This is a genomic window from Bariatricus massiliensis, assembly GCF_900086725.1.
Classification (GTDB): domain Bacteria; phylum Bacillota; class Clostridia; order Lachnospirales; family Lachnospiraceae; genus Allocoprococcus; species Allocoprococcus massiliensis.
Genome location: NZ_LT574837.1, coordinates 1,021,959 through 1,047,747 on the forward strand (window position 1 = coordinate 1,021,959; position 25,789 = coordinate 1,047,747).

The 25,789-nt window shown below is 46.9% G+C and carries 20 protein-coding genes; 1 reads left to right on the forward strand and 19 read right to left on the reverse strand.

Annotation, left to right across the window (positions count from 1 at the left end; all coding sequences use genetic code 11):
* Positions 1-98 precede the first annotated feature (98 nt).
* The 10 genes from BN6465_RS11145 to BN6465_RS11190 form a co-directional block, all read right to left on the reverse strand.
* On the reverse strand, positions 99-1,259 hold the full coding sequence (locus BN6465_RS11145; protein WP_066734814.1) for a sugar ABC transporter substrate-binding protein: 1,161 nt from the start codon (positions 1,257-1,259) through the stop codon (positions 99-101).
* Positions 1,260-1,330: 71 nt separating this feature from the next.
* Positions 1,331-2,191 carry a class II fructose-bisphosphate aldolase gene (locus tag BN6465_RS11150; protein WP_066734816.1) on the reverse strand — a complete coding sequence of 287 codons (861 nt, stop codon included), beginning with the start codon at positions 2,189-2,191 and terminating at the stop codon, positions 1,331-1,333.
* Between the two features lie 267 nt (positions 2,192-2,458).
* Positions 2,459-4,366 carry an ABC transporter ATP-binding protein gene (locus BN6465_RS11155; RefSeq protein WP_066734818.1) on the reverse strand — a complete coding sequence of 636 codons (1,908 nt, stop codon included), beginning with the start codon at positions 4,364-4,366 and terminating at the stop codon, positions 2,459-2,461.
* A 2-nt stretch (positions 4,367-4,368) separates the two neighbouring features.
* A complete protein-coding gene (locus BN6465_RS11160) occupies positions 4,369-6,117 on the reverse strand; it encodes an ABC transporter ATP-binding protein (RefSeq protein ID WP_066734820.1) in 1,749 nt (582 codons plus the stop codon).
* Positions 6,110-6,592, reverse strand: a complete 483-nt coding sequence (locus BN6465_RS11165) for a MarR family winged helix-turn-helix transcriptional regulator (protein WP_066734822.1) — start codon at positions 6,590-6,592, stop codon at positions 6,110-6,112. The genes BN6465_RS11160 and BN6465_RS11165 overlap by 8 nt, the downstream gene beginning before the upstream one ends.
* A gap of 165 nt (positions 6,593-6,757) precedes the next feature.
* Positions 6,758-7,684, reverse strand: a complete 927-nt coding sequence (locus BN6465_RS11170; protein WP_066734825.1) for an alpha/beta fold hydrolase — start codon at positions 7,682-7,684, stop codon at positions 6,758-6,760.
* A gap of 72 nt (positions 7,685-7,756) precedes the next feature.
* Positions 7,757-9,139, reverse strand: coding sequence for a citrate/2-methylcitrate synthase (locus BN6465_RS11175; protein ID WP_066734833.1), 1,383 nt, complete (start codon positions 9,137-9,139; stop codon positions 7,757-7,759).
* Between the two features lie 96 nt (positions 9,140-9,235).
* On the reverse strand, positions 9,236-9,919 hold the full coding sequence (locus BN6465_RS11180; protein ID WP_066734839.1) for a TIGR00266 family protein: 684 nt from the start codon (positions 9,917-9,919) through the stop codon (positions 9,236-9,238).
* Between the two features lie 4 nt (positions 9,920-9,923).
* Positions 9,924-10,799, reverse strand: coding sequence for a 16S rRNA (adenine(1518)-N(6)/adenine(1519)-N(6))-dimethyltransferase RsmA (rsmA, locus tag BN6465_RS11185; protein WP_066734841.1), 876 nt, complete (start codon positions 10,797-10,799; stop codon positions 9,924-9,926).
* 11 nt (positions 10,800-10,810) lie between these two features.
* A complete protein-coding gene (locus tag BN6465_RS11190; protein WP_066734843.1) occupies positions 10,811-11,572 on the reverse strand; it encodes a TatD family hydrolase in 762 nt (253 codons plus the stop codon).
* 163 nt (positions 11,573-11,735) lie between these two features.
* Between BN6465_RS11190 and BN6465_RS11195 the strand changes: the two genes are divergently transcribed.
* Positions 11,736-12,026 (forward strand): hypothetical protein, encoded by a 291-nt coding sequence (locus BN6465_RS11195; RefSeq protein WP_066734845.1) that lies wholly within the window; start codon positions 11,736-11,738, stop codon positions 12,024-12,026.
* 108 nt (positions 12,027-12,134) lie between these two features.
* On the opposite strand, the gene BN6465_RS11200 is transcribed toward BN6465_RS11195, so the two are convergent.
* From BN6465_RS11200 to BN6465_RS11240, 9 genes are all read right to left on the reverse strand, one after another.
* A complete protein-coding gene (locus BN6465_RS11200; protein WP_066734847.1) occupies positions 12,135-12,530 on the reverse strand; it encodes a hypothetical protein in 396 nt (131 codons plus the stop codon).
* Between the two features lie 17 nt (positions 12,531-12,547).
* Positions 12,548-13,783 (reverse strand): ABC transporter permease, encoded by a 1,236-nt coding sequence (locus BN6465_RS11205; protein WP_066734865.1) that lies wholly within the window; start codon positions 13,781-13,783, stop codon positions 12,548-12,550.
* Between the two features lie 31 nt (positions 13,784-13,814).
* Positions 13,815-15,413: an efflux RND transporter periplasmic adaptor subunit gene (locus BN6465_RS11210; RefSeq protein ID WP_066734873.1), complete on the reverse strand. Its 1,599-nt coding sequence runs from the start codon at positions 15,411-15,413 to the stop codon at positions 13,815-13,817.
* Positions 15,414-15,429: 16 nt separating this feature from the next.
* Positions 15,430-16,116: an ABC transporter ATP-binding protein gene (locus BN6465_RS11215; RefSeq protein ID WP_066734875.1), complete on the reverse strand. Its 687-nt coding sequence runs from the start codon at positions 16,114-16,116 to the stop codon at positions 15,430-15,432.
* A gap of 212 nt (positions 16,117-16,328) precedes the next feature.
* Entirely contained in the window at positions 16,329-19,292 is a 2,964-nt protein-coding gene (locus BN6465_RS11220; RefSeq protein ID WP_066735283.1) for an EAL domain-containing protein, read from the reverse strand.
* A gap of 21 nt (positions 19,293-19,313) precedes the next feature.
* Positions 19,314-20,768: an extracellular solute-binding protein gene (locus BN6465_RS11225; RefSeq protein WP_066734877.1), complete on the reverse strand. Its 1,455-nt coding sequence runs from the start codon at positions 20,766-20,768 to the stop codon at positions 19,314-19,316.
* 129 nt (positions 20,769-20,897) lie between these two features.
* Positions 20,898-22,799: a methionine--tRNA ligase gene (gene metG / locus BN6465_RS11230; RefSeq protein ID WP_066734879.1), complete on the reverse strand. Its 1,902-nt coding sequence runs from the start codon at positions 22,797-22,799 to the stop codon at positions 20,898-20,900.
* Positions 22,800-23,444: 645 nt separating this feature from the next.
* Positions 23,445-24,320, reverse strand: a complete 876-nt coding sequence (locus tag BN6465_RS11235; RefSeq protein WP_066734886.1) for a MurR/RpiR family transcriptional regulator — start codon at positions 24,318-24,320, stop codon at positions 23,445-23,447.
* Positions 24,321-24,357: 37 nt separating this feature from the next.
* On the reverse strand, positions 24,358-25,746 hold the full coding sequence (locus BN6465_RS11240; protein ID WP_066734894.1) for a M14 family zinc carboxypeptidase: 1,389 nt from the start codon (positions 25,744-25,746) through the stop codon (positions 24,358-24,360).
* Positions 25,747-25,789 lie beyond the last annotated feature (43 nt).

Below are 25,789 nucleotides of genomic sequence, written 5' to 3' on the forward strand. Positions count from 1 at the left end.
TATTTTAAGAAAAGGGGACATCCTGTAACTTGATATCCCCACGGTTTCTTTTCATTGCTTCATAGTTATGCTGAAACTATCATACTTTATCTTCCTTATTATTCACTTACTGTATAAGTTCCTTCCCAGTTGTACCACGCGTCCGGGTCATCATCATAATAGTCGAATGCACTGTTAATGTTCGCCCCGACCTCAGGCACGTTCTCCTGTGAAATAACCAGCCCTTCTGAATACAGGACTTCGCCGGATTTTGCTAATATACATCCCTCGTCTCCGGGGTTCAGACCTTTCACTTGAATCTGCTCAATGGCCTCGAACACCTTATGCGTAAACATTTCGAATGGCTGTGCATAGCTATATTTGAAATAGCCGCCGCTGCGAATGTAATTCCATGCGTCAGAACCGCCGTCGATACCGGCTACAAACAAATCCGGATTCACAAGTCCCCCACTCTGCTCTGCCGCCTCTGCACATGGCATAGCCAGAAAATCACAGGAACCGATCACACCGGTAAGCTCTGTCCCATATTTCTGGAACCAAGCTTTAGCCGCATCTGCCACGTAAGTAGCCGGATCCGCCCCGCCTGCTGTGGAATCTACGGTATCTAAAGTCTCAAGGTTTGCATAAATGTCACACACTGACTGTATTGGAAGAATTCTTTCATTATGAACCTGAATGGTGCCCGCCGTCGCAAAAGCAAACTTCCCTGTCCATCCCACGTCATTGCCAATCTGGTAGATTAAGCTCATAGCCGCAACACCGTTAGGCATCGTAGAATTCATGATAACGCCATCGACTACTTGATTGTCATTACTATAAACGCCAATCCCTTTATTTCGTGCCTCCTGTATCAAGTCTACCTTTGCCTCCATAGATTCTGTAGAGCCGAGAATAATTGCGTCTACCCCTTGATTCATCACATTTTTAAATAAGTCAGCCCATTCAGAATCCGACTGATATACGATGTCCTGAAACTCCCATCCACGGTTTTTCGCTTCAAGCTCACATTGTAGAATAGATCTTTTTTGAGATTCCACTTCCGGTTTTGGGTGGATGCAAGCTATTTTCAGCTTCCCATCCTTATTGATTCCCGGCCTCGTAAAATCATCAAAAGCCTCTCCCGAACCGCCTAAACTTTCTTTTTCAGTTTTTGCATCGTCTTTAGGAGCATCTGCTTTTTTAGACGTGTCACTGCATCCCGTTGTCAAAACAATTGACATCACAGCACACAACAAAATACTGACCAACTTTTTCTTCATAAACTTACCTCCTCTTTCGTAAATTTCAACTTGTATGATATAGCGTTCAGCATAAAAATTTCTCACATAGACTAACAGGACAATGGCAGAGTGCCAAAAATATCAATATGTTCGCTAACAATCTCTTCCGCTGCATTCTGTCCTGCCATAATGATGTCTGTCATCATTAACTTCTTATTTTTTTCCATCAGTTTTCTGACGGCCTCGGAAGCAGCGAGTGTCATAGCGGTAAAGAAATTAATTTTATTGACACCGTGTGCTACTAAATTCTTATAATCTTCCGCTGTAAGGCCGGAACCGCCGTGGAGTACAATCGGTATAGGCAATGCGTCTCTTATTTCCTGAAGCCTTTCAAAATCTAGTTTCGGCGTCCCTTTATACACTCCATGTACTGTCCCTACCGCAACTGCAAGGCAGTCCACATTTGTGTCTTTATAAAAATTCAAGGCTTCCTCCACCGTGGTATACGCGCTTTCATCCGCCACATTACCATCCAGCATATTCCCTTCATGTCCCGCCACATGTCCAATTTCCGCTTCTACTGTAATACCACACGTATGAGCGATTTCTACAACCTTGCGAGTAATTGCCACATTTTCTTCGTAAGGCAGCGAAGACCCGTCAAACATGACGGAGGTACATCCATAATGAATCGCCTTAACAACAGATTCAAAACTCGGCCCATGGTCAAGATGAAGAGCCACCGGAACCGGGCTTCTCCGGCATCTGTCTACCACATAGCTCATAAACAAGTCTGCGTCCGGAGCATCCAGCACCGGAGGGACAATCATAAGAATAACCGGAACCCCCTTCTTTTCGGCCGCATTTAAAATTGACTCTGTAAAAACTCTGTCCATTGTGTCAAATGCACCCACCGCATATTTTTTGTCGATTGACTCTTTTAGCACTTCGCTCATTGTTACTAATGGCATAATATTCAGTCCCCTTTCCATCTCCTTATTTTAATTTAATTAAATTAATTTAATATCATTATATTCTCCCATATCTGATTTGTCAATTAATCTGATTTAATTCAATTAAATTTATGGATTTTGTCTAAGAAAATTATTGAAATCCGCTTCCATATCTGTTTTTCTTTGTCAATAATGAATAATTATTTCCTTGCCCAAATCATGAACCGGTTCGAATACAGAAAGGGCCGGAAGGTCTCCTGACCCTCCGGCTCCTTTCTGCCTACGCTATGCGCTGATTGCATGCCCGGTGTACAGCTGATAATATCTTCCCTTTTCCTCAATCAGTTGTTCATGTGTCCCCCTCTCGATAATCCGTCCCTGCTCCAGCACCATGATACAGTCCGAATTTCTGACCGTAGACAGCCTATGTGCGATTACAAAGGTGGTCCTGCCCTGCATCAATTTATCCATACCATCCTGAACAATCCGCTCTGTCCTCGTATCGATGGAGCTGGTAGCCTCATCCAGAATCAGCACCGGCGGGTCTGCGATAGCGGCCCGGGCAATGGCGAGAAGCTGCCTCTGTCCCTGACTTAGATTTGCCCCGTCTCCGGTGAGCATCGTATCGTACCCATCCGGCAGTCTGCGGATAAATCCGTCCGCATTTGCAAGTTTTGCTGCTGCCGTTACTTCCTCGTCCGTTGCGTCCAGTTTGCCATAACGGATGTTATCCCTCACTGTCCCGGTGAACAAGTGCGTATCCTGCAGTACAATTCCAAGAGAACGCCTCAAATCCGCCTTTTTAATTTTATTGATATTAATTCCGTCATAACGTATCTTTCCGTCCTGAATATCATAAAAACGGTTGATGAGATTCGTAATCGTCGTCTTCCCAGCCCCGGTCGAGCCGACAAAGGCTATTTTCTGGCCTGGCTCTGCATACAGCTTCACATCGTGGAGAACAATTTTTTCATCTGTATAACCAAAATCCACACCGTTAAATATAACATCCCCCTTCAGCTCCACATAGTCCACAGAGCCGTCGGACTGATGAATATGTTTCCACGCCCACCTTCCGGTACGTGCGCTGCTCTCTGTCAGCACACCGTCCTTTTCTACTACATTCACCAATGTAACATACCCTTCGTCTGTCTCCTCCTCCTCGTCCAAAAGACGGAAGATACGCTCGGCGCCCGCCAAAGCCATAACCACCGCATTGAGCTGCTGGCTGACCTGATTGATCGGCATGCTGAAGCTCTTATTAAAGGTAAGGAAACTTGCCAGCCCTCCCAGCGTAAAGCCCCCTATGCCGTTCAGCGCCAGCATACCTCCAACAATGGCACAGACTACATAGCTGATATTTCCCAGCTGGGCATTGATAGGCCCCAGCATATTGGCAAAAGTATTTGCCTTGTCCGCACTGGCAAACAGCTTATCATTCAATGCGCGGAAATTCTCTTTGTTCTCCTCCTCGTGGCAGAATACCTTGACTACCTTCTGCCCATTCATCATTTCTTCAATATATCCGTTGACCGCTCCCAGATTCACCTGCTGCTCCATAAAATACTTTCCACTCTGTCCCGCCGCTTTTTTCGAACTGAAAATCATAATGGTCACCATGATCAGTGTCACTGCCGTCAGTGGAATATTAAGAATCAGCATGCTCACGAACACGCTCACTATCGTAAATGCACTGTTGATTACCTGCGGAATACTCTGGCTTATCATCTGGCGCAGTGTATCGATGTCGTTCGTATAAATTGACATAATATCGCCGTGCGAATGGGTATCAAAATACCGGATGGGAAGCTTCTCCATATGGGCGTATAAATCGTCCCTTAAATCTTTAAGCACACCCTGTGTCACATTTACCATAATCCGGTTATAGATGTAAGTGGAAATAATCCCCAGCCCGTAAAACACAGCGACTTTCGAAATCGCGGCCGCCAGCGGGCCAAAGTCCGGCGCGTCCGCTGTCAAGAGCGGCGTAATATAATCATCGATAAGATTTTTCGTGAACATCGTCCCTTGTACGTTTGCCAACACCCCGGCAAATATAAAAATAACCACAAAAAAACAATGGATACGGTACTTTCGGAACACATAAGCCAGCAGCCGTTTAAAAAGCATACCCGGATTCTTCACATTCGGTTTCCTCCCGCGGGGCCCTCTCATTGCCATTGGTCCTGCCATCTCTACTCACCTGCCTTCTCATCAAAATCTCCGCCGCCCTTCGTCTGAGATTCATATACTTCCCGGTAAATCTCATTTCCGGCGAGCAGCTCCTCGTGGGTTCCAAATCCGTGAATCCGCCCTTCATCCATGACAATAATGTGATCTGCGTCCTGAACGCTGGTGATTCTCTGCGCTATGATTAATTTCGTCGTCTCGGGAAGTTCTTCCCTGAACGCCCTTCGTATCTTCGCATCCGTCGCCGTGTCCACCGCGCTGGTACTGTCATCCAGAATCAGCACCTTGGGCTTCTTCAAAAGCGCCCGCGCAATGCACAGCCTCTGCTTCTGTCCTCCTGACACATTGCTCCCACCCTGCTCAATATGGGTGTCATACCCCTGAGGGAATTTACTTATGAACTCATCCGCACAGGCCAGACGGCAGGCCTCCTCGCACTCTTCTCTGCTGGCATACCGGTTTCCCCAGCGCAGATTATCTAAGATGCTTCCGGAAAACAAAACATTATTCTGCAGTACCACAGAGACTTGGTTTCTCAGTACTTCCATATCGTATTCCCTCACATCCCGTCCTCCGACAAGTACGGCTCCTGCCGTCACATCATAGAGGCGGCTGATTAGATTCACGAGACTGGTCTTTGCGCTCCCTGTGCCGCCGATGATACCAATCGTCTCACCGGAACGGATATCCAGATTGATGTCCCGAAGCACCGGCTCCTGACTCTCCTTTTTATAGGCAAAATCTACATGGCGGAAGCAAATACTTCCATCCGCCACCTCCCGCAGTGGATTTTCCGGATTTTTCAAATCACTGGTCTCATTCAAGACTTCCGAGATACGCCTTGCGCTTGCCGTACTCATAGAAATCATGACGAACACCATGGAGAGCATCATGAGGCTCATAAGTATATTCATGCAGTAGGTCAGAAGGCTCATCATCTCCCCTGTCGTCAGGCTGTCCGCCACAATCATCTTGGCTCCGATCCAGCTGATAAGCAAAATACACGTGTAGACCGTAAACTGCATCAGCGGCGCATTATAGACAAGGTTGCACTCCGCCTTTACAAAGATGCGGTAAATGTTCTCACTGGTCTTTCTGAACTTTGAAGTCTCATGCTCCTCCCTCACATATGCCTTCACTACCCTGATAGCCGAAACATTCTCCTGCACAGAAGCATTCATATCGTCATATTTAGGAAATGCCTGCTGAAAATACTTTGTGGCATGATTCATAATAAAAAATAAAACACAGCCCAATAAAACGACTGCTATCAGATAAATACTGGCAAGCCTCATATTGATGCGGAAAGCCATTATCATCGCACATAGAAGGCTGGCCGGCGCCCTAGTGAACATGCGAAGCGTCATCTGGTACGCATTCTGGATATTCGTCACATCTGTAGTCAGACGGGTCACCAGACCTGCCGTACTGTATTTATCAATATTCGCAAAGGAAAAATCTTGTATTTTATAAAACATAGCCTGCCTTAAATTCCGGGCAAACCCCGTCGAAGCCTTGGCTCCATATCTTCCACCTGCCACCCCGGCAAGCAGGCCGAAAGCCGCCGCCACTACCATAACACCGCCTACTTTATAGATATGCCCCATGTCTCCCGCATTGACTCCGTTGTCAATGATAGAAGCCATCAGAAACGGAATCATTGTCTCCATCAGCACTTCCAGAATCATAAAAACCGGTGTTGCAATAGACGCTCTTTTATACTGCCTGACCTCCTTTAGAAGTGTCCTAATCATCAACTTCCTCTCCTTCCACAGCCTGTTCTTCCTGCTGCCGCCGTATATTTTCCTTCAGCCTTTCTACGACACGGTCGAACACCTCAAGTTCCTCGTCGGAGATTCCCTCAAGGGTCCGTTCATTCATCCTGTCGATCAAAGCCTCTATGGCTTCATGGGTATGAATTCCTTTCTCGGTAAGCAGCACCCTTTTCAGACGGGCATCTTTCTCCACAGCTTCCCGGCAGAGATATCCCCTTTTCTCCATCAGCTTAATAATGTTAGTCACGGTAGAACGGCCCACAGAAAAATTCTTTTCTATATCCTTCTGAAAAACCTCCTCATTCCTGTTCTCATAAAGATACCGTATAATCCATCCATGCATCAGCGTTATCTCATCAATCCCGGAGGCTTTGACATTTGCCGTAAGGTTCCGTGAAAGCATATGATCCAATTTGCGGATTTCCAATCCGATCCGTTTACGTGAATCCACCATTTTATATTTCCTTTCTTATTGTTAGTCATAAAACTGTTCGATACAGAACAATTTTACATCTAATATTGATTAAGGTCAATATGTAATCACATTTTCGCCGCATTATAAAAGATCCGTGCATGTTATGAGCTGCACGGACCTTTTATTCATTTCACCTAAATAATTCTATTCCATCCTTGCCGCCATCCAGGCCGCCAAATCTGCATATACAGACTGTTTATCCGTCTCATTCAGTATTTCATGACGGTCATTCTCATATAACTCTATACTGACATCCCGGACGCCGCAGGCCTGATACTTTTTGAAGACCTTCTGCACGCTTTTTCCAAAATTCCCTACCGGGTCATCCGCTCCCGCCACGAAAAATACTGGCAGTTCTTTGGGAATCCGCTCAAGGTTTGCTTTTTTGGAAATCACCTGCAATCCCCGGAACATATGGTAATACGCATTGACCGTGAAGGTAAAAGTACACCAAGGGTTCGCCAGATACTCATCCACAATTTTCTCATCCTTTGTGAGCCAGTCTTTCGATGTCCTTGCCGGTTCGAAACGTTTATTGTAAGAGCCAAAAGCCATATTGTCAATCAGCCTGCTCCGGTAATCCCATCCTTTGAACGCCGCGATTATCCTGCAAAGAGCCTTTCCTGCCGCCACGACAACAGGGGGTTGATAACCGGTACCCATGACAATCACCCCGGCAAGCCCCTGCCCGTACAGTTTCATGTACTGGCGGATAAGAAAGGAGCCCATGCTGTGCCCCAACATAAAGTAGGGCACATCCGGATACTGTTTCTGCGTGATTTCCCGGAGTTTATGGATATCCCCGATGACACATTCATTTCCCCGCTTCTCATGAAAAAATCCATGCTTTTCATCACTTACTACGGACTCTCCATGCCCCAGATGATCATTTCCTACCACACAGAAACCTCTTTCTACCATGTATCGGGCAAAATCATCATACCGGTCAATAAATTCCACCATACCATGGCAAAGCTGCAGAACCGCCTTCACTTCGCCCTCGGGCTTCCATTCTATGGCATGAATCTGTGTCACGCCGTCTCTGGATGGATAGGTAAAATGCCTTTTCATTGTCGTTTCCCTCTAAAGGCCCGCCCCTTACCACAGGGCGGACCTTCTTAACCTTTCTTCATGTTATTCAACTTATCTGTCTTCCATCTTTATGTATTCTCTGTAAGGAGCCAGCGGCTTATAGGCCGGGCGGATAATCTTATCCACGTTCTTCAGCTCTTCCAGACGGTGCGCGCTCCAGCCTACTACTCTGGCGGCAGCAAATATGGGGGTATACAGTTTCTGAGGAATCCCCAGCATTCCATACACAAGGCCACTGTAAAAGTCTACATTGGCATTGACGCCCTTGTACATCTTCCGCTTCTGGGAGATAACTTCCGGCGCCAGATGCTCCACCTTCTCATAGAGGGCATACTCTTTGTCATACCCCTTCTCATGCGCAAGCTGCTTTACAAACTTCTTGAAAATATCGGCACGTGGGTCGGAAACGGAGTAAATCGCGTGTCCCATCCCATAGATAAGTCCCTTTTTGTCAAAATATTTTTTATCCAGAAGGCCTTCCAGATAATTTCTCACTTCATCATCATCTTCCCAATCCTTAACGACCTCTTTCATCTCGGTAATCATCTGAGTCACCTTAATGTTGGCGCCGCCGTGCTTCGGCCCCTTCAGGGATGCCATAGCCGCCGCCATCGTAGAATAGGTGTCCGTTCCGGATGATGTGACAACGTGGGTCGTAAAGGTGGAGTTATTACCACCGCCGTGATCCATATGGAGAACCAGAGCCATATCCAGTATCTTGGCTTCCAACTCCGTGTATTTCCTGTCCTCTCTCAGCATCATCAAAATATTCTCTGCCGTAGACAGCTCAGGAGACGGTGCATAAATATACAAGTCTTCTCCCAAACGGTAATTGTACGCGTGGTAGCCATAGACCATCAGCATTGGAAACTGGCTGATCAGATTCATGCACTGGCGCAGTACATTGGGGATGCTCGTGTCATCCGCCTTACTGTCATAAGAATACAGATTCAAAATAGAACGTGAAAGACTATTCATCATATCAGAGCTTGGCGCTTTCATTATCACATCCCGCACAAAATTGGGCGGAAGCGTCCGTCTCTCCACCAGAGTCTCATGGAATTCACTCAGCTCTTTCGGATTCGGAAGATCGCCAAACAGAAGCAGGTAAGCGGTTTCTTCAAACCCGTAATGATTGGCTTCCAAAAATCCTTTGACAATGTCCTTAATATTATAGCCTCTGTAGTAGAGATTGCCCGCGCAGGGAACTTCTTTGCCGTCCACCATCTTGGTGGCGCAGACATCGGAGATGTTCGTGAGCCCGGCAAGGACGCCCTTTCCATTTAAGTCACGCAGTCCACGCTTTACTTCATATTTTGTAAACAGCTCTTTGTCTATCTCATTATTCTTTTCACAAAGGTCTGCCAGTTCCTGAATCTTTGGAGTAATATCAAATAAAATCTTTTCTACATTACTGTTGTTGCCATTTGTCATACTTTGTTCTCCTTTCATCTACATTATCTCAGAACATACAATCGCTCTATTGCTTCATTATACTAAATTGTTCGATAAAAAACAATCCTGAGTTTTCTAGCTGCTGCTGCCCGGGAAATATGGACGCAGGGCTCCTGCCACACTGCTAATAGGCATTGTCTGAAGCCATACCCGGCCCGGCCCTGTAATCACGGTATTGAACAGCCCTTCTCCGCCGAACACAATATTCTTAAGTCCGGGAACCGTCTGGATATCCATCTGGCAGCTTGCCTCCATGGCCGCTAAATAACCAGAGTCTACCACAATCTGTTGCCCCGGCTGCAGGTCATAATCGACCACATGTCCATCAAACTCGGCAAAAGCAATGCCATACCCGGATACCTTCTGGAGAATAAATCCTTCTCCTCCAAACAGGCCTGAGGCTACCTTCTTATGGAAATGTACCGCCAGCGTCACCCCTGCCTCAGAGGCGAGAAAGGCTTTCTTCTGGAAGATATACTCCTTGCCCGGCCCAATTTCAAATGCCTTGATAGAGCCCGGAAAGCTTGACGCAAAGGCAATAAGCCCGCTGCCGCCCTGTGAAGTATAAATATTCTGAAACATGGACTCACCGGAGAACATCCTGCCGAATGCCTTCCCAACGCCTCCGTTGGTGGATGTCTCCATCTTCATATTCGGTGACATCCATGCCATAGAACCCCGCTCTGTCACCATTTTCTCTCCGGTCTCAAGCTGGCATATTACAACCGGTAGTGTTTCTCCCTTAATCTGATATTGCATAAAATTAGTCCTCCTTCTTCAATATAATGTTGCTGAGTGCGGCAAAGTCCTCCAAAGTCAAGGCTTCCCCTCTCACATTGGCGCCTTTCCCCAATTCCTCAATCGCCTGAATAATCTTCTCTTTGCTAAGTCCCAGTGTGCCTGCATTCTTAAGTCCATTGGCCAATGTCTTGCGCCTCTGATTAAAGGATGCCCGAATCAATGAAAACATGAACCTCTCATCCTCCACCTGCACCGGCGGCTTCTCATGTCTCGTCAGCCGTATGACCGCCGACCCTACCTTGGGCCGAGGCATAAAACAATTGGGGGGCACATTTGCCACGATATAAGGCTGGGCGTAATATTGTACCGCCAGAGACAGAGCGCCATAATCTTTAGAGCCCGGCCCCACCTGCATCCGGTCTGCCACTTCCTTCTGCACCATTACCGTAATACTGTCAAGGGGCACATGGTTCTCGAATAACCCCATAATAATAGGCGTTGTAATATAGTAGGGAAGATTTGCCACCACCTTAATTGGCCTTCCACCGTTCTTCTCCTGTGCCAGTCCGGCAATGTCGACCTTGAGAATATCGTCGTTGATGATCGTAACATTCTCATAGCCGCTCAAGGTATCCTCCAATATAGGAATCAAAGCCTTGTCAATCTCCACCGCCGCCACTTCTCTTGCCGCACAGGCAAGATACTGCGTCATAGTCCCGATTCCCGGCCCGATTTCCAATACAAAATCATCCTTCGTAATCTCGGCGGAGCTGATAATTTTATCCAGCACATGCGTATCGATCAGGAAGTTCTGCCCGAACTTCTTTTGAAAGTTAAACTCATATTTTTGCAGAATCTCAATCGTATTCTGCGGGTTTCCTAATGTTGGTTCCTTCACACTGCCCTCCTTTATAGCCTATACATCGCTCTTGCATTATTTTCAGTCTGCTCTATCACTTCTTCCACCGGCATTCCCTTGATTGCCGCAATCTGCTCTGCCACGTAAGACAGATAACCAGATTGATTGCGTTTCCCTCTGTATGGCTCCGGGGCCATATACGGACAGTCCGTCTCGAGCAGAATCCGCTCTATAGGCACAGCCGCCGCCACTTCTTTTAACTTCTTTGCGTTTTTAAACGTGACTACTCCGCCTATTCCTATATAGAACCCCATCTTCACGTATTCCTGCGCGATTTCTTTTGAATAGGAAAAACAGTGGATCACTCCTTGCAGGCCCTGTGCACATTCCTTCATCACATAGAGGGTATCGGAAGCCGCCTCTCTGCTGTGAATCAACACCGGAAGCTCCAACTCCCTCGCCAGCTCCAGCTGCCGGACAAACCACTTTCTCTGCACTTCATGCGGCTCATTGTCCCAATAATAATCCAAGCCTATCTCCCCCACAGCCACTACCTTTTCATGGCCGAACAAGGTTTTCATCTCCGCAAACGTATCTTCATTCAGCGCCCCTACCTCGTCTGGGTGGATACCTACCGCCGCATATACATAGGGGTACTGCCCGGCAAGCGCGATGGACCGCCTGCAGGAGTCCAATGTAGCGCTTACATTTACGATTGTCCCCACGTTCTGCCCGCTCATGGAAGCCAGAAGCTCGGCCCTGTCCTGTTCAAACTGCTCGTCATCATAATGAGCATGTGTATCAAAAATCATTATATAATCACCTTCCAAACTTTATGACATCATTTTCACTGTACTCCCAGTATATCACACTTGCCCCTCAGGTAAAATTATATTTTATGCTTGCCCCCAAAAGACTGCTTATGTATACTATAATTAGCACTTACGTTACAAATCAAATAAGGAGGAATTTACAATGAAAGTGTATGATACAATCAATAAGGTGGAGTTGGAAGCCGACACAAAGAAACTTGTGGATATTATGGTGGACGGACGTCAAGTCGATCTGTACTTAAGTGAAAAGAAAACGGATGCTGACGGCTACCTGTCCTGGGACGTGGAGCATTGGTCTTCCATCGACAATAAAAAGTTTATCCGCTGCTACTCTCTGGAGGGTAAAGTGCTGGGTGAATCAACCGGACATAATATTTATGACCTTTACAATGACTTCAAACCAGAAGAAGCTGTAAAAGTTGAATTGAGCTAATTTTACATTACTTTAATCGTTGTTGAAAATGAAGAAAAAAGACAGAATCCAAACTGCCCCGCGTCTAAGTACGGCCCCTTTGGATTCTGTCTTTTTATGTAAGTCCTGTTACTCCTTTGACTGATAGAGCCCCCATAAATATAGTATCGGAAGTACGAAGCTGACAAATGAAAGGGGTGTAATTGCCGCCAATGACGCGCTCTGTACCAGAGACACTACGCAATAAATAATATAAACGACCATCAATACAAGCGCTGCCTTAAATGCCTTTCCCCTTACTCCCAATACTCCTGCCGCCAGCATCACTGCGGAGCTTGCGACTCCGAGTCCCATCGACAGCGGAGAATACGCATCGTAGAGTACATTCATATCTACGCCGGGCACTTCCATGCCCTTCAATTGTCCAATCATCGCATAACCCGCGAACATGACTAAGACTCCCAGTATACTCAGCACGATTAAGATAACAGATACTACTTTCAATAATTTTGTTGGTTTGAACATCTTTTTCCCTCCTGTTTTTACAATTGTCTCAATGCCTCTATCGGGCTTAATCTGGCAGCCTTTCTTGCGGGATAAATGCCAAAAATAATTCCCACCCCGCAGGAGAAGCATGTGGTAAGAAGTACCGCCAGTGGTGATATCCTCGCCGACAGCCCTCCGATATTGAGCAGTCCTACTAGCCCGGATAAGCCTGCTCCGATGAGAATCCCGATGATGCCTCCGATACCCGAAATAATTGCCGACTCGCATAAAAATTGTGCCACGATAGAGCCGGTCTTTGCGCCCAGCGCTTTGCGGATTCCAATCTCTCTTGTCCGCTCCGTCACAGATACCAGCATGATATTCATGACCCCGATACCGCCGACAAGCAGTGATATTCCCGCCACGAAGGCTATGAACGCAGTTACTCCGTCCAGCACGGTCCCCATATAATTACTGATGTCCATAGACTGCTGCTTCTGGAAAAGATTCTCTCCATCACTCAAATGCCTTGCATTCAGCAGATTTATGGCGGCTCCCGTCACTTGATTTGCTTTGGCGTTCTCCCCAAGATACACGGTGACCGCCGGAAAATTTTCAATGCTCTCTCCCCAGTTCTCCGCCGCACTGTAGGGCATCTCCAGCATAATCGGCATCTCCATGCCAAACATCTTCATGGCCTGTTCATTCGCCGCCATCAGCTCGTCATCCATATCTCTGATACCACATATCTTGACGGTCTGAATCGTATTTTCTATGTTTAAGTCAAACTCCATTCCCTCCACCTCCGGTGTCCCGAAAAGGTAGATGGCGCTTCCTTTATCCAGCACGCAGACCAGCGCTGCGTTGGCTGCATCATCCTCCGTAAAGTAGCTGCCCCGAAAAATCTCCTTCTGGGCTGGATCGAACTGCGCGTCCGGTGTAGTGAGTGTCACATATGCGTCAAATGACCCTTTTCTTGTGCTGACCCCGCCCGCCACGCTGGCAGAATATATAATTCCCCGTGCCCGCGTCCCCAGCTGCTCCTTTAACGCCGCAATGTCCTCTGGTGTAATCAGCTCCGTGTTGGCCGTCTCGTCGGGATTCACCATAATTCCCACACTTTTCTCATTGGTCTCAGCCATCACATCCGCTTTCAGTCCACTGCCGATAGAGATAATCGTAATAACAGATGAGATGCCAATGATAATACCAAGCATGGTCAAAAAGGATCTCCCCTTATTGGAACGGATGCTGTACAGCGCCATTTTTACATATTCACCAAATTGTCCCATGTCTTTGCTCCTCCTGCCGCCTCAGTCCCTCTTACTTGGTATCTTCCTTCACTGCCGATACCTTCATGCCATCCTTTATCGTTCCCATCGTGTCCGCTACAACCTGAGCGCCTTCCGACAGACCTGCCGTGACTTCCACACGGCTGGCTGAATTTACGCCCAGCTCAATCATCTGTTTTTTAACCGTTCCACCCGAAACGATATAGACAAAATCTCCCTCCGTCCCCGTATTTACAACTTCGCTCGGCAGATATAATACATCTTTCTTCTCCGCCACAATCATGGATACTTTAGCCGTCACACCGATATAAATATTTTCATCCGGATTCTCAATATGAACCGTCACACCGATGACCGGATTCCCCTTTTCGTTGGGAAGCGCAATTTTGTCTATCTCCTTCAGTACTCCTTTGTAGTTGGAGTCCCCCAGCTTAATCGTCGCTTCATTCCCCACCTTCATCTTATCAAAATCATTGGCAGATACTTGAAGCTTTACAGAAACATCCTGATTGCTCACCAGCGTGAACAGCTCGCCTCCCTGTACCGCGGCGCTGCCTTCCACAGCCTTCACATCCGCGATAATGCCGTCAAATTCTGCCTTGATTCCCTCTTTTCCCTTTGCTACAAGCTCCTCTGTGCTCAGGGTGGCAAGTTCCGCCAGATTTTCGGATACTGCCATATTATTGAGCTGAGCTTTTGTCACCCCGGTCTCCGCAGCCTGACCGCCTGATGCTGCCTGACTCAAGCTGGTCTTAAGCGCTTCCAGCTCCTGCCGGGCAGCGGACAGCGCCTGAGCGGCTCCCGTGATGTCTGTTCCTCCTACGGAATTGAGCTGCCCCTCCAGTTCCCGGTATGTATTTTTTAAATCCTCTATCTCCTGCGTCAGTGTATTGATAGTGTTGACAAGCTCCTGCTTCTTGGCTGCCCGTTCATCAACGTCCAAATCCGGATACACCGCGTCGATATTGTCTAGATTTCTCTGAGAATTTTCCTTCTCTACCCCTTTTGCACTTTGCTGTTTCAGATTGTCTTCCATCTGAGACTGAAGTGCATTTGCTTTCTCGGCGTTTGCCCCGGCGTCCGCCGATGCCTGATCGTAGGCTGTCTGCAGCTTCGCTACCTGCGCCTGCTTATCGGCGATCTGCTGCTTTAAAGTCTCCGTGCTCTTTGCCGCCTGAACCTGAGCCTGTGCCGCTGCGTCCGCGCTTCTCCGGCTCTGCTCCAGCGCATCTTGATTCGTGTACTTTGTGGACTGTTCGCTCAATTCCGACTTCTGATTCTCCCGCTCCAAATCTTTGGTGTCAAAGGCTACCAGAAGCTCTCCCGCCTTCACAGCCGTTCCCACCTTGGCATTACAATCCAATATGGGCGCGTTGACCGGCGAATAAAACACCTTCTCCTTCTCGCTCTCCACCTTTCCAGACGCCGAGTAAGTCTCCTTCACATCCCCTTTTTTCACAGTTACCACAGAAAGTTCTGTGCCAGACGACTTCGGTGAGCTAAGCGCCGATATGCCCCAGAACCCAAGTGCCAGCACTACAAGTATAGGGACAATGACCCACCCGGGAAGCTTTTTCTTGGACTTTTTCACTATTTCCTCTTCTTCAACTACTTTCTTCTTTCCAAACATCTTGCTCCTCCTCCGCTTAAGAATTCAAGGAATCCGCTTCTATCCTGCCGTCCTTGATCTTGATTACCCGTTTCGCCTGTGACGCGATATCGGCATCGTGGGTAATCACAATAATCGTTCTCCCATTCCGGTGCAATTCCTTGAGTATATTCATAATCTCTTCCGTGGAATGTGAATCCAGATTCCCGGTAGGCTCATCCGCCAGAATGATTGGCGGCTTGGCGGCTATCGCCCTTGCCACAGCCACCCTCTGCTGCTGTCCCCCCGACATCTCCGCAGGCCGATGCTTCATCCTGCCCTGAAGCCCAACCAGACGCAGCGCTTCCTTTGACACTTCCCTGCGGTTTCTCCTATCGATTCCCCGGTAAATAAGCGGCAGCTCAACATTGCCGATGGCATCCAGATTGGCAATCAGATTGAACCCCTGAAAAATGAATCCAATCTCCTCATTGCGGACAATCGAAAGTTCTCTGTCATTCATTCCTGATACGTCTCTGCCATTCAAAAAATACTTTCCCGATGTAGGAGCGTCCAGACAGCCTATCATATTCATCAAGGTAGACTTGCCGGAACCAGAATGTCCGATAATAGCGGCAAACTCACCCTGCATAATCTGAAGGCTTACTCCGTCCAGCGCTCTGACCTCATTTTCACCGGGGTTATAGACTTTATTCATATTTTCAATTCGTATAAGCGGCTGCATTCTCCCTAATGTCCTTTCTGTATTACTGCATTACTGTATTATTTATCTAATACAGTAATTATAGCGCGGCATTCAGATAAAAGCAAGAATTTTTTTATAATGGTGATTTGGAATTATTAATTGTTCCCACAAAAAAACGGACACGATTGCAACCACCAGTGCTACATATGCACTGCCAACTGTAATCGTGTCCGTTTTTTCATCTCTGACAATTAATTTTTCATCTTCTCAATGGTCTCCAAAGCCTGCGGCAGGATGCCTGCCGGAGTAAATGTAGGCTTCGCGACATAATACCCCTGCAGATAATCCACGCCCAGACGGATTACTTCTTCCGTCTCTTCCTCCGTCTCAACGCCCTCCGCAATAATAAACTTTCCTCTCTCGTGAGCATAATTCACAATATATTCTACAATTGCACGCTTGTCTGAACTTTGATGAATGCCATTGACTATAGCGATGTCCACCTTGATATAATCCGGTGATATGGTAATGAGCATCTTTTCACTATTATAACCGGAGCCATAGTCGTCAAGCGCAATCTTTCTTCTAAGCTCCCTGCCATGAGTCCTTTTCTCATCCCATGCCTCCCGGTCAATCCGTTCTTCCTCTGTAAGCTCAACAACAATCTGCCCAAGATACTCCCGGTATTCATCGGCAAATGTCCGTTCCGCCTGCATGGAAAGATATTGATTGGGAATAGAGTTGAAGAATATGTATGCGTCCTCCGCTATTGTGCCCGCCTTAATATGACCCACAAAGGCTCTCATTGCTTCAAACCATGTCATCTCCTCAATCTGGTTTAGCTTACCTTCATATCTGGCAATTTCAAGTACATCCAGTACGGACTTAAACTCTTCCATCTCTGGCCGCATCAACGCTTCATAAGCAAACACCTTCCCCGTCCGGGCATCCACAATCGGCTGGAATGCATATTTTACCGCCCGCCGTTCAATGAGCCTTGTGAGCGCTTCTTTATTTTGTATCAGTGAATTCTTTGAGAGATAGTGCTCTTTATCAAAACTTAAGATCTCTCCCTTTGTACTGTTTTTCACCATATACATCGCATAATCTGCGTATTTCAACAGTACTTCAAAACTCGTTGAATCCTTTGGATACCACGCTATGCCCCCCGACGCCTGCACCTTCTGGAGAATATCTCCCGGCAGTGTCAGGACCATGCTGTCCAGTCCCATTTTCATAGTATCTATAACTGTCTGAATCTCTTTTTCACTGTCATACCCATAGAGAAAAATATTGAACTCGTCTCCTGAGATACGGGCTGTGATAGCGCCTGCCGGCAAATAATAGCGGAAAGCCAAAGCCGCTTTGATTATATATTTATCCCCGTAATCATGGCCATACGTGTCATTAATGTATTTTAAGTTGTCCAAATCTATCATAATCAGAGCTGCCGTCTTGAGTTCTTCCTGCCTTTCCTCGAAAAGCTCCTGAACTTCACGGCGGAAAGCCCGGCGGTTGAACAAGTTCGTGAGCGGATCATGATCACGCTCATGCTGTAGCACCTTTTTTTCCAGCAAAGACTGTGTTACATCCTCCACAAGCCCGTAACAACTGTCTTCCGTCATCCGGCATTTCAACTTTAAAAACCGGCTTCCCCTTCCATCGGGAATCTTGTAAATATAGCTGTCCGCAAGTTCATCCTTCTCCACAAAATAATGTTTGAACTCTTTGAACTTCGCATCAAAGTCCTCTATGCTCATCTCGATTCCATCTGCCTCAGGACACCCGAAAATATCAAAAAAATTTTCCGTCTTGAACAGCTGCCGTTCCGCACGGTCAATTTGAAATCCAGCCAGCCTTACACTGGCCATCTCGATAATTTTGGTGAATTTCTGGCCTGAGTCTATCACATCCAGACTAAGCTTCTCGATAGCTTGCGTCATCTGGTCGATCTCCTCGATTCCGGTCTGGCAAAGCTGGATACGCTTCGTCGGGTCTTTCTCCCGTATCTCCTTGGACAAATCAGAAACAGGTTTCTGCACCTTATAGCTGATCAGGAAACTTCCAAGCAAGCCTATAATTATTGTGACAGTCACCGCGGCCATAAGAGCCAGCTCCACTTTTTTTGCAAAGTCCATGATACTGTCAAGTGGCGCAGCACCTGTCAGCACCCATTTTTCATCGGAAAAAGGCGTGTTACTGTTATAGAGGTTCAGTGTCTCCGAATAGGCATAATATTGGGAACTGTCAATCTTAATCTTCTTCCCTTCTTCCGCCTCCTTGGTATATGCAGCCCCATTGACAAGCGCGTCACTCAGCGTACCATCCTCCTGCTCCAGCGCCAAAATATACGCCCCCGTCCCGCTGTCCGCAATCTCCTCATTGGGAATGAACTCCCGCAGATAATCCTGTGTGATGTCAATGCCCAGCACGCCATACACGCTTCCGTCAGAAAGCTTTAAAGGTATAGAATAAGCTATTGCCCGTTTCCCCTCGCCAAACAAGTTGAACACATGACTCCAGTAACCGCAGTCCTCCATACTGTACTCCGGATTCTCATAAGCAGCCTGAAAAGGCTTATACAGAAAATCATAATAAGACTGGCCGCTGTCTTGAAAATCAAATTTTGGATTCCAGGCAGTATCTGTGGCAATTCCCATCTGCCGGACAAGCGCTATGGGCGCCCGCTCTATCAGGATATCCTGATTGCGGTACGACGGCTGGGCCTGCGGGTTGGAATCCCGCAGATATATACCGGGCTTATCTTTTAGCTGCCCATTTATCTTATCCACACTCAAATCTCCGGTGTTCAATATGATAAATGCCCCAGTCACATGGTTGGTGCGCATCATAGCCAGCAGAGGCTCGGCGGCTTCCGAGAGAAGCGGAACCGCATAGTCAGAACCGTTATCCAGTGTCTGCATAGTGATTGCGCCGCTCTTCAGCAGCTTCTCCGTACTATCATTGATAAGCTCCGCCGTATAGGTCAGATTCATCCAGCTTCCAATCATTTCATTCTCCAGATAATTCTTGCGGCTTTCTACTTTTTCATTGATAATAGCTTTCTCATTATTATTTAATTCTGTAATAATTCCCTGTCCAAATACACTGCAGACCAATATTAAAATTTCAAGAATAAGCAGACCCATGAGCGGGATAAGAATTTTTTTGAAGATAGATTTCTTTTTAACCGTTTTTTTCTGCTTCTCTGTCATCTTGGTCTCTCCATTCATCGGCTATTTCACAGTTTGCTCCAGCTTCTCCTTCGTGCTTTGATACCATGCCTTGAAATTCTCATCCGTATCATATTTAGCAATCGCGTCCCCTCTGGGCGTTCCTGCAGCTATATCTGCCTCAATAGCCTGCCGGTCCTCCGCCGCTTTATCAGACATGGAATACTCCAGTACATTTCTGGCAGTAGTACCATTATCATAAGCCGGCGTCGTGTATAAGTGATTGTTATTCACTGTCTCTATCGATACTTCAATTACTTTACCGACAGTCTCGTTTCCATCTGTCTCCTTCTGCATAGCCTCTGCATCGTTTGCCACCTTTTTTACAGGCAGGTATCCGGATGCCGCTGAAAAGTAAGTATTCTGCTTCGTATCAGTGAACCATTTTAAAAATTCAACAGAAGCTTCTATCTCAGCCTCACTTCCTTTTGTGACGACCATGCCGGCCCCTTGCTGGACCGCGTAGCCTTCCCCCTCTTTAAACTGGGGCGCGGGTAGAATCTCAGTCTCTATAGAATAACTTTCATCATCATTTAAAATCACCTTATCTGGGAAGAAAGTCGCGCCAGAGGAAGAGCCTACAAAAGAAATAATATTTCCCGTCTTAATATCATCGCTTCGGAATCTTCCTGCCGCACTAAAGTGCCCATTAATAAATGGAATATAATAATTATCCCAAAGCTTGCGCGCAATCTCCTCCGGGAAATTAATCTTCACCTTGCCTGTGCCGTCGCCCTCGATTATCTGGGTTCCCAACTGCATGGCTCCGATAATCATATAATTGGCCATAGCGTCCCTTCCAAAAAATGCCTTGCCGTCATCCGGCTCCTCTGTCAGGCTGTCTGTCCACTCATAATACTTCTCCGCTGTCTCAGTAAGTCCTTCAATCGTCTCGAGGTCGGACAGTTCCGCCCCCGTCGCTGAGGCAAACTTATCCCAGTCAGTCTTGTTGAGCATAAATACTTCCGTGGCCTTTGCGACCGGCAGTATCTTAAGGCTCTCTCCGTCCGGGAAACTGCCTTCCGTGATATAGCTGTCTATGTACTCCTCTTTCTCTTTTTCCGTAAAATATTCGCTTAGGTCCGCGACAATGCCCATCTTATCAACATTGTACGCTGTGTCGGTGTATGCGGCAAATATGTTAGGCACTTCCTTCGCCCCCACTTTCTTTTCCGCCGCGGCAAGTACGTTCTCCTCCAAGTCCGTAATTCCGCCTTCATTAGATGCCTTTACCGTAATTCCCAAATCCTTTCCCCTGCTCTGGTTGAACTCTTCCACCAGTCCGTCAAAAGCAGTCTGCTGAGCGCCAGTGTAGTAATTCCATACCGTGATTGTAACCGGCTTCTCCGGGTCAAGTGCAGTCTCTTTTTCCTTCTTAGTACCTGCGCCGCTTCCACATCCGGCCGCCGTCAAGGTCATAATCATTGCTGCCGCGGCAGCTCTCTTCCAATTTTTCATAATTTTCTGCTCCTTCTATAACAGTATAAAATCCATTATTATCCAATTTTATATATCACTCTATTGTATCACGTAAAAGAGGACCCTGCAATGCAGGGCCCTGGTAAAAAAACCTTATTTTTAGTAGAATTAACAGATTTCCGCACCAGACGGCATGCACTTCTCCGGTGTCATAAGAGATAAATTTCCTTCGGCATCCTCCGCACAGAGCAGCATTCCCTCTGAAAGCACGCCGGCAAGTTTCGCTGGTTTCAAGTTGACGAGTACCATGACCTTCTTGCCCACCATTTCCTCTGCAGAGTAGTGCCCCTTGATTCCTGACACAATCTGTTTCACCTGACTTCCAATCTTCACCTGAGAGCATAACAGTTTTCTCGACTTCTTTACTTCCTCGCAGGCGATAATTTCTCCCACCTGAAACTGCATTTTTCCAAAATCCTCAAAGCTGATTTCCGGTTTTGCTTCTATATCGACCACTGGCTCCTCAACCGTCTCTTCCTCCTGAGCCGGATGAAGCTCCTCCACCTTTTTCAACACTTCCTCCAAATCCAGCCTCTGGAATAATATTTCAGGTTTGTCAGTCACATGCCCCTCTCCAAGCTGTGCGAGAATCTTTTCGGATGTCTCAGGCATGAAAGATTCCAAGAGTCTGGCGCCCGCTGAAATCCCCTGAATCAAATTCCACAGTACCGTTTCGAGGCGGTCCTCTTTCTCCTCGTCTTTTGCCAATGCCCATGGCATTGTCTCATCAATATATTTGTTACAGCGTTTGAATAGATTGAAAATCTCTGTAATCGCGTCTGCCACACGGAGATCCTCCATCTTCTTTTCTACGAGTGCCGGAGTTTTATCAATCAACTCTTTCAGCTCCGAATCCACATCCTCAGCCACGCCTTTGTCCGTCACCGTGCCTCCAAAATACTTGTTCGTCATAGAGACAGTTCTATTTACCAGATTGCCAAGCGTGTTGGCCAAATCAGAATTAAGCCGCTCCACCATAAGCTCCCAAGAGATGACACCGTCATTTTCAAACGGCATCTCGTGAAGAACAAAGTAACGCACAGCATCCACGCCAAAGAAATCTACCAGCTCATCCGCGTAGAGCACATTTCCCTTTGACTTACTCATCTTGCCGTCTCCCTGCAGCAGCCACGGATGCCCGAATATCTGTTTCGGAAGCGGCAGATCAAGGGCCATCAGGAAGATAGGCCAGTAAATCGTGTGGAAACGGATAATATCCTTTCCAATGAGATGCAAGTCCGCTGGCCAATTCTTCTGGAACAGCTCCGTGCTGTCTCCATCACAATGGTATCCGATTCCGGTGATATAGTTGGTCAGCGCGTCAAGCCAGACATAGACTACATGCTTCGGGTCGAAGTCAACCGGAATTCCCCATTTAAAAGAAGTTCTGGATACACACAAATCCTGGAGCCCCGGGAGGAGGAAATTGTTCATCATCTCATTTTTGCGGGACACCGGTTGAATGAACTCAGGATGTGTATTGATATGTTCGATCAGTCTGTCCGCGTATTTACTCATCTTGAAGAAATAAGCTTCCTCCTTGGCCGGCTGCACTTCCCTTCCACAATCCGGGCATTTGCCATCCACAAGCTGGGATTCCGTGAAAAATGACTCACACGGTGTACAGTACATTCCTTCATAATGGCCTTTGTAAATGTCTCCCTGTTCATACAGTTTTTTAAAAATCTTCTGAACCTCGGCCTCATGATAATCGTCCGTTGTCCGGATAAATTTGTCATAGGACGTATTCATCAAATCCCATATCCCCTGAATCTGCGCGGCAATTCCATCCACAAATTCCTTCGGTGTGACCCCGGCTTCTTCCGCCTTCAGTTCAATTTTCTGTCCATGCTCATCAGTTCCTGTCTGGAAAAAAACATCATATCCCTGACTTCTCTTATATCTGGCAATCGCATCCGCCAGCACGATTTCATAGGTATTGCCGATATGCGGCTTGCCTGACGTGTAGGCTATCGCCGTCGTAATATAGTATTTTTGCTTATCTGCCATCTTTCTCTCTCCTTTTGTCGTATCATATACAGTGAGAACAACGTGGACAAGTCCACTTCAACTCCCTATATCCCTCACTCATGAGGGACTTGTACACTTTGCGCGCCAATGTGCGGCTGCGAAGCAGCTTTCCTCTGCACATTGTGTGCATCCCCCGGAGGGTTTTTATCATATAGGAAAGTTCAAAGGACTTTCCTATATGATAAAAAACCCGCCTTCTCGCATCTGCAAGAAGACGGGTATTAATCCGTGGTACCACTTCTATTTGCCCCGGCCTCACGGCCAGAACCTCCATAAGTGCCTATGAGCACTCTCCGCGTTAAAGGGCGGACCCTTCACAGCCTGCATTGAGCACTTAGTGAGGTATTTCACGAGCTTAGTGCGAAAGTACATCTGGTTCACTTGGCGAGGTTCTCTCGAGCCTAGTGACCACGATGTTTCCCGTCTGCACTTAGCGAAGCGTCAATGGTCGGTGTGCCGCTCAGAAGCCATATTCCGCCTTCTTCCGCCATTCCCTCTCAGCCTCCGGGAACTCTCTGTAAGACTTCCAAAAACATACTCTCTTCATCACTGCATTTACTTTATACTTGTAGAAAACTGTAACACACCTGAAGAATATTTGTCAAGGGTTACCAAAAGAGATTTTTAAACACGGGCTTCCTCCCGGAAAAGGCTGCTGAAGCGCTCCGGCCCGCCTTCCGTTTCCCCCTTCCGGTAGCTGTTTATAATATCGAGCGCAGATGTGAGGACATTGACTAAAGCCATGGGAATGGAGACCGTATTGAGGAACAGTCTGGTGCTGCTTGGCACCAGCAGTGTTTGATTCGCGAATTTCACTATCGGCGCATTCGGAGAATCGGTGATTGCCAGAACCTTGCATCCCTCTTTCGCGGCGTGCTCGGCAATTTTGTCTGTCATAAAATAATAATCCGGAAAAGAAATTGCCACCACCAGCGTCATCTCATCAAACATGGGAAGCGCAGCATGGATACTGTCGTTCAGCTCCGTATCCATCACCGTGGACGCAATATCCGTCCCCGCCAGCCTGATAGCTAAAAATTCCGCCAACAACTTGGAGATGCCTCTCCCACATAAAACAATCTTTGGATTGGAGATAAACAATTCTGCTGAAGAAAACATCAAATCTATGTCAAGGGATTCCACAAAGGACTCCATCTGTGCCAGTTCTTCCTGAACAATATTCTTCAAAAGCTCCTTCTGGTTCACCAGTTCATACTCGGGGACATAGGTCGAAAGATACTCCTTTTCCCGATGAAGGTTCACCTTCTCCATCAAACTGATGTATTTGCGGCTTTCATATTTCACTTCATTAAAGCTGGAGAATCCCAGTGCGCTGCACGCATTCAGAATGGTAACTTCCGTGATATCCAGCTCCTCGCTCAGCTCCTTTAAGGTTAAGAATGACATCTTTTCGATGTTCTCCAGCATGTAATCAGCTATCAGCTTCTGTTTCCGTGTCAGGCCGGAATACTTATTTCTGATGTTGGTAATCATATCCATTTGGTTTATCCCCTTATAGAATTTTTCTTTTGTATTTTTAGCAGGTCCCTTTTAGGTACTCTGCCATAATAATACCACATTCTAGTTGAATTGAAACCAGTTTTTTAATAGGAACAACTTCATAATCTATCTTCTCTTCCAGATAATCCGCCAGCTCTTTGTGTGCCTTCTCTGCAGTCTCAACCGCCTTTAAAAGCGCCTCCCTTTTCTCAGGATTGACTTCCTCATTATCCTTCATTTTCTCAAGCTCAAGTTCATGTGCGCGAATCAGCATACCATAACTCAACAGTTTATAAAATTTGGAGACAAGAAGATTATCGAACTTTTCGGCAACGGTCGCTTTCTTCTGATATTCCGGATTCTCTGCCACCATTTTCTTTGTGGCGTCTCCACTGCTGTCTTCCGAAAATGCGTCGAGCGCCATAAGAAATGGATTGCGGCTGTCCAGATATTGTCTGGTAGGTTCCAGAACGCTTTTTATAAAACGGTTGCTCTCCTCATTTGCTTTCAGCTTTTCAAGAACGGCATCCTTCCTCAGAATATCGGATTCGCTCATATCGGTAATTCGCTTGTCATAAAAATACGGTTCTTCTGTAAGCAGTGTGAATGCATCGCACACTTCTTTTGCGTACGCCGCGCTGCACGTCCCATATATCATTGCCTCCTTCATATCTACGTTCCCGTATTTTTCCATATAGTCATAGTCCGACTTAATATCCAATGCTTGATATACAGCCGGCGCCCACTCTACACAGTACGGCGCTTCCGGCTCGCCCAAATGCATCGGTATTCCTTGTTTTCTGGTCGCTTCACGCATCTCCTCGTAGATTTCCGGTGTCTGTCTGGAAAGATACCAATAAACGCCGCCGAATCCCGCATTGTGCAGGGAATAAATAAACTCCGGCCGAATCTTATCGATGAGCCCCATCATCGCCTCGGATTCCGGTATCGTATCATGAAAATGCAGTTCTTTATAATCGATTGGGAAAGTCCAGTCTACCTGCTGATGCCCTGCAGGCCGGAAAAAGTTTCTTGAGTAATTATAAAGTGTATAAGGGCCTTTCAGCCATTTCTCATTCAGTTTCAACCCGTCAATATCCCATACTTTCACAATATACCAAGTATAGTCCAGCTCTTTTTGCAGGACCTCATCCTTGGCAAGCTGCTCCGTAAAATACTCCAGCATCATTGTTCCAATGGGTTCATTCGGATGTGGGCAGCCGAACATCAGAGCCGTATGGCTGCCGTTTCCTATTTTTAGGCAGCTCAGTATATTGCCGTCCCTTGTCCTGCCTATCTCAAACAGTTCTGTACTGGCCGGATATTTCTCCGCCAGCGCTCTGGAGCTGGCCTCCATCTCATCAAATGTCAAGAAGGTCTTATAATCCGGGACATTTTTTAATAGCTCTTCATAAATCTGTTTCATGCACGTTTCCTTCCTTTCTTAAAAGGAGCGGCGTTATACGCCC

What these genes read in the sequence shown, in the direction of transcription:
- BN6465_RS11235 (WP_066734886.1), bottom strand. Translation starts at nt 24,320, where the DNA reads ATGGATATGATTACCAACATCAGAAATAAGTATTCCGGCCTGACACGG.
- BN6465_RS11190 (WP_066734843.1), bottom strand. Translation starts at nt 11,572, where the DNA reads ATGATTTTTGATACACATGCTCATTATGATGACGAGCAGTTTGAACAG.
- BN6465_RS11150 (WP_066734816.1), bottom strand. Translation starts at nt 2,191, where the DNA reads ATGCCATTAGTAACAATGAGCGAAGTGCTAAAAGAGTCAATCGACAAA.
- BN6465_RS11160 (WP_066734820.1), bottom strand. Translation starts at nt 6,117, where the DNA reads ATGATTAGGACACTTCTAAAGGAGGTCAGGCAGTATAAAAGAGCGTCT.
- BN6465_RS11175 (WP_066734833.1), bottom strand. Translation starts at nt 9,139, where the DNA reads ATGACAAATGGCAACAACAGTAATGTAGAAAAGATTTTATTTGATATT.
- BN6465_RS11205 (WP_066734865.1), bottom strand. Translation starts at nt 13,783, where the DNA reads ATGGGACAATTTGGTGAATATGTAAAAATGGCGCTGTACAGCATCCGT.
- BN6465_RS11165 (WP_066734822.1), bottom strand. Translation starts at nt 6,592, where the DNA reads ATGGTGGATTCACGTAAACGGATCGGATTGGAAATCCGCAAATTGGAT.
- BN6465_RS11200 (WP_066734847.1), bottom strand. Translation starts at nt 12,530, where the DNA reads ATGTTCAAACCAACAAAATTATTGAAAGTAGTATCTGTTATCTTAATC.
- BN6465_RS11210 (WP_066734873.1), bottom strand. Translation starts at nt 15,413, where the DNA reads ATGTTTGGAAAGAAGAAAGTAGTTGAAGAAGAGGAAATAGTGAAAAAG.
- BN6465_RS11240 (WP_066734894.1), bottom strand. Translation starts at nt 25,746, where the DNA reads ATGAAACAGATTTATGAAGAGCTATTAAAAAATGTCCCGGATTATAAG.
- BN6465_RS11170 (WP_066734825.1), bottom strand. Translation starts at nt 7,684, where the DNA reads ATGAAAAGGCATTTTACCTATCCATCCAGAGACGGCGTGACACAGATT.
- BN6465_RS11220 (WP_066735283.1), bottom strand. Translation starts at nt 19,292, where the DNA reads ATGACAGAGAAGCAGAAAAAAACGGTTAAAAAGAAATCTATCTTCAAA.
- BN6465_RS11225 (WP_066734877.1), bottom strand. Translation starts at nt 20,768, where the DNA reads ATGAAAAATTGGAAGAGAGCTGCCGCGGCAGCAATGATTATGACCTTG.
- metG (WP_066734879.1), bottom strand. Translation starts at nt 22,799, where the DNA reads ATGGCAGATAAGCAAAAATACTATATTACGACGGCGATAGCCTACACG.
- BN6465_RS11195 (WP_066734845.1), top strand. Translation starts at nt 11,736, where the DNA reads ATGAAAGTGTATGATACAATCAATAAGGTGGAGTTGGAAGCCGACACA.
- BN6465_RS11180 (WP_066734839.1), bottom strand. Translation starts at nt 9,919, where the DNA reads ATGCAATATCAGATTAAGGGAGAAACACTACCGGTTGTAATATGCCAG.
- BN6465_RS11215 (WP_066734875.1), bottom strand. Translation starts at nt 16,116, where the DNA reads ATGCAGCCGCTTATACGAATTGAAAATATGAATAAAGTCTATAACCCC.
- BN6465_RS11155 (WP_066734818.1), bottom strand. Translation starts at nt 4,366, where the DNA reads ATGGCAGGACCAATGGCAATGAGAGGGCCCCGCGGGAGGAAACCGAAT.
- BN6465_RS11145 (WP_066734814.1), bottom strand. Translation starts at nt 1,259, where the DNA reads ATGAAGAAAAAGTTGGTCAGTATTTTGTTGTGTGCTGTGATGTCAATT.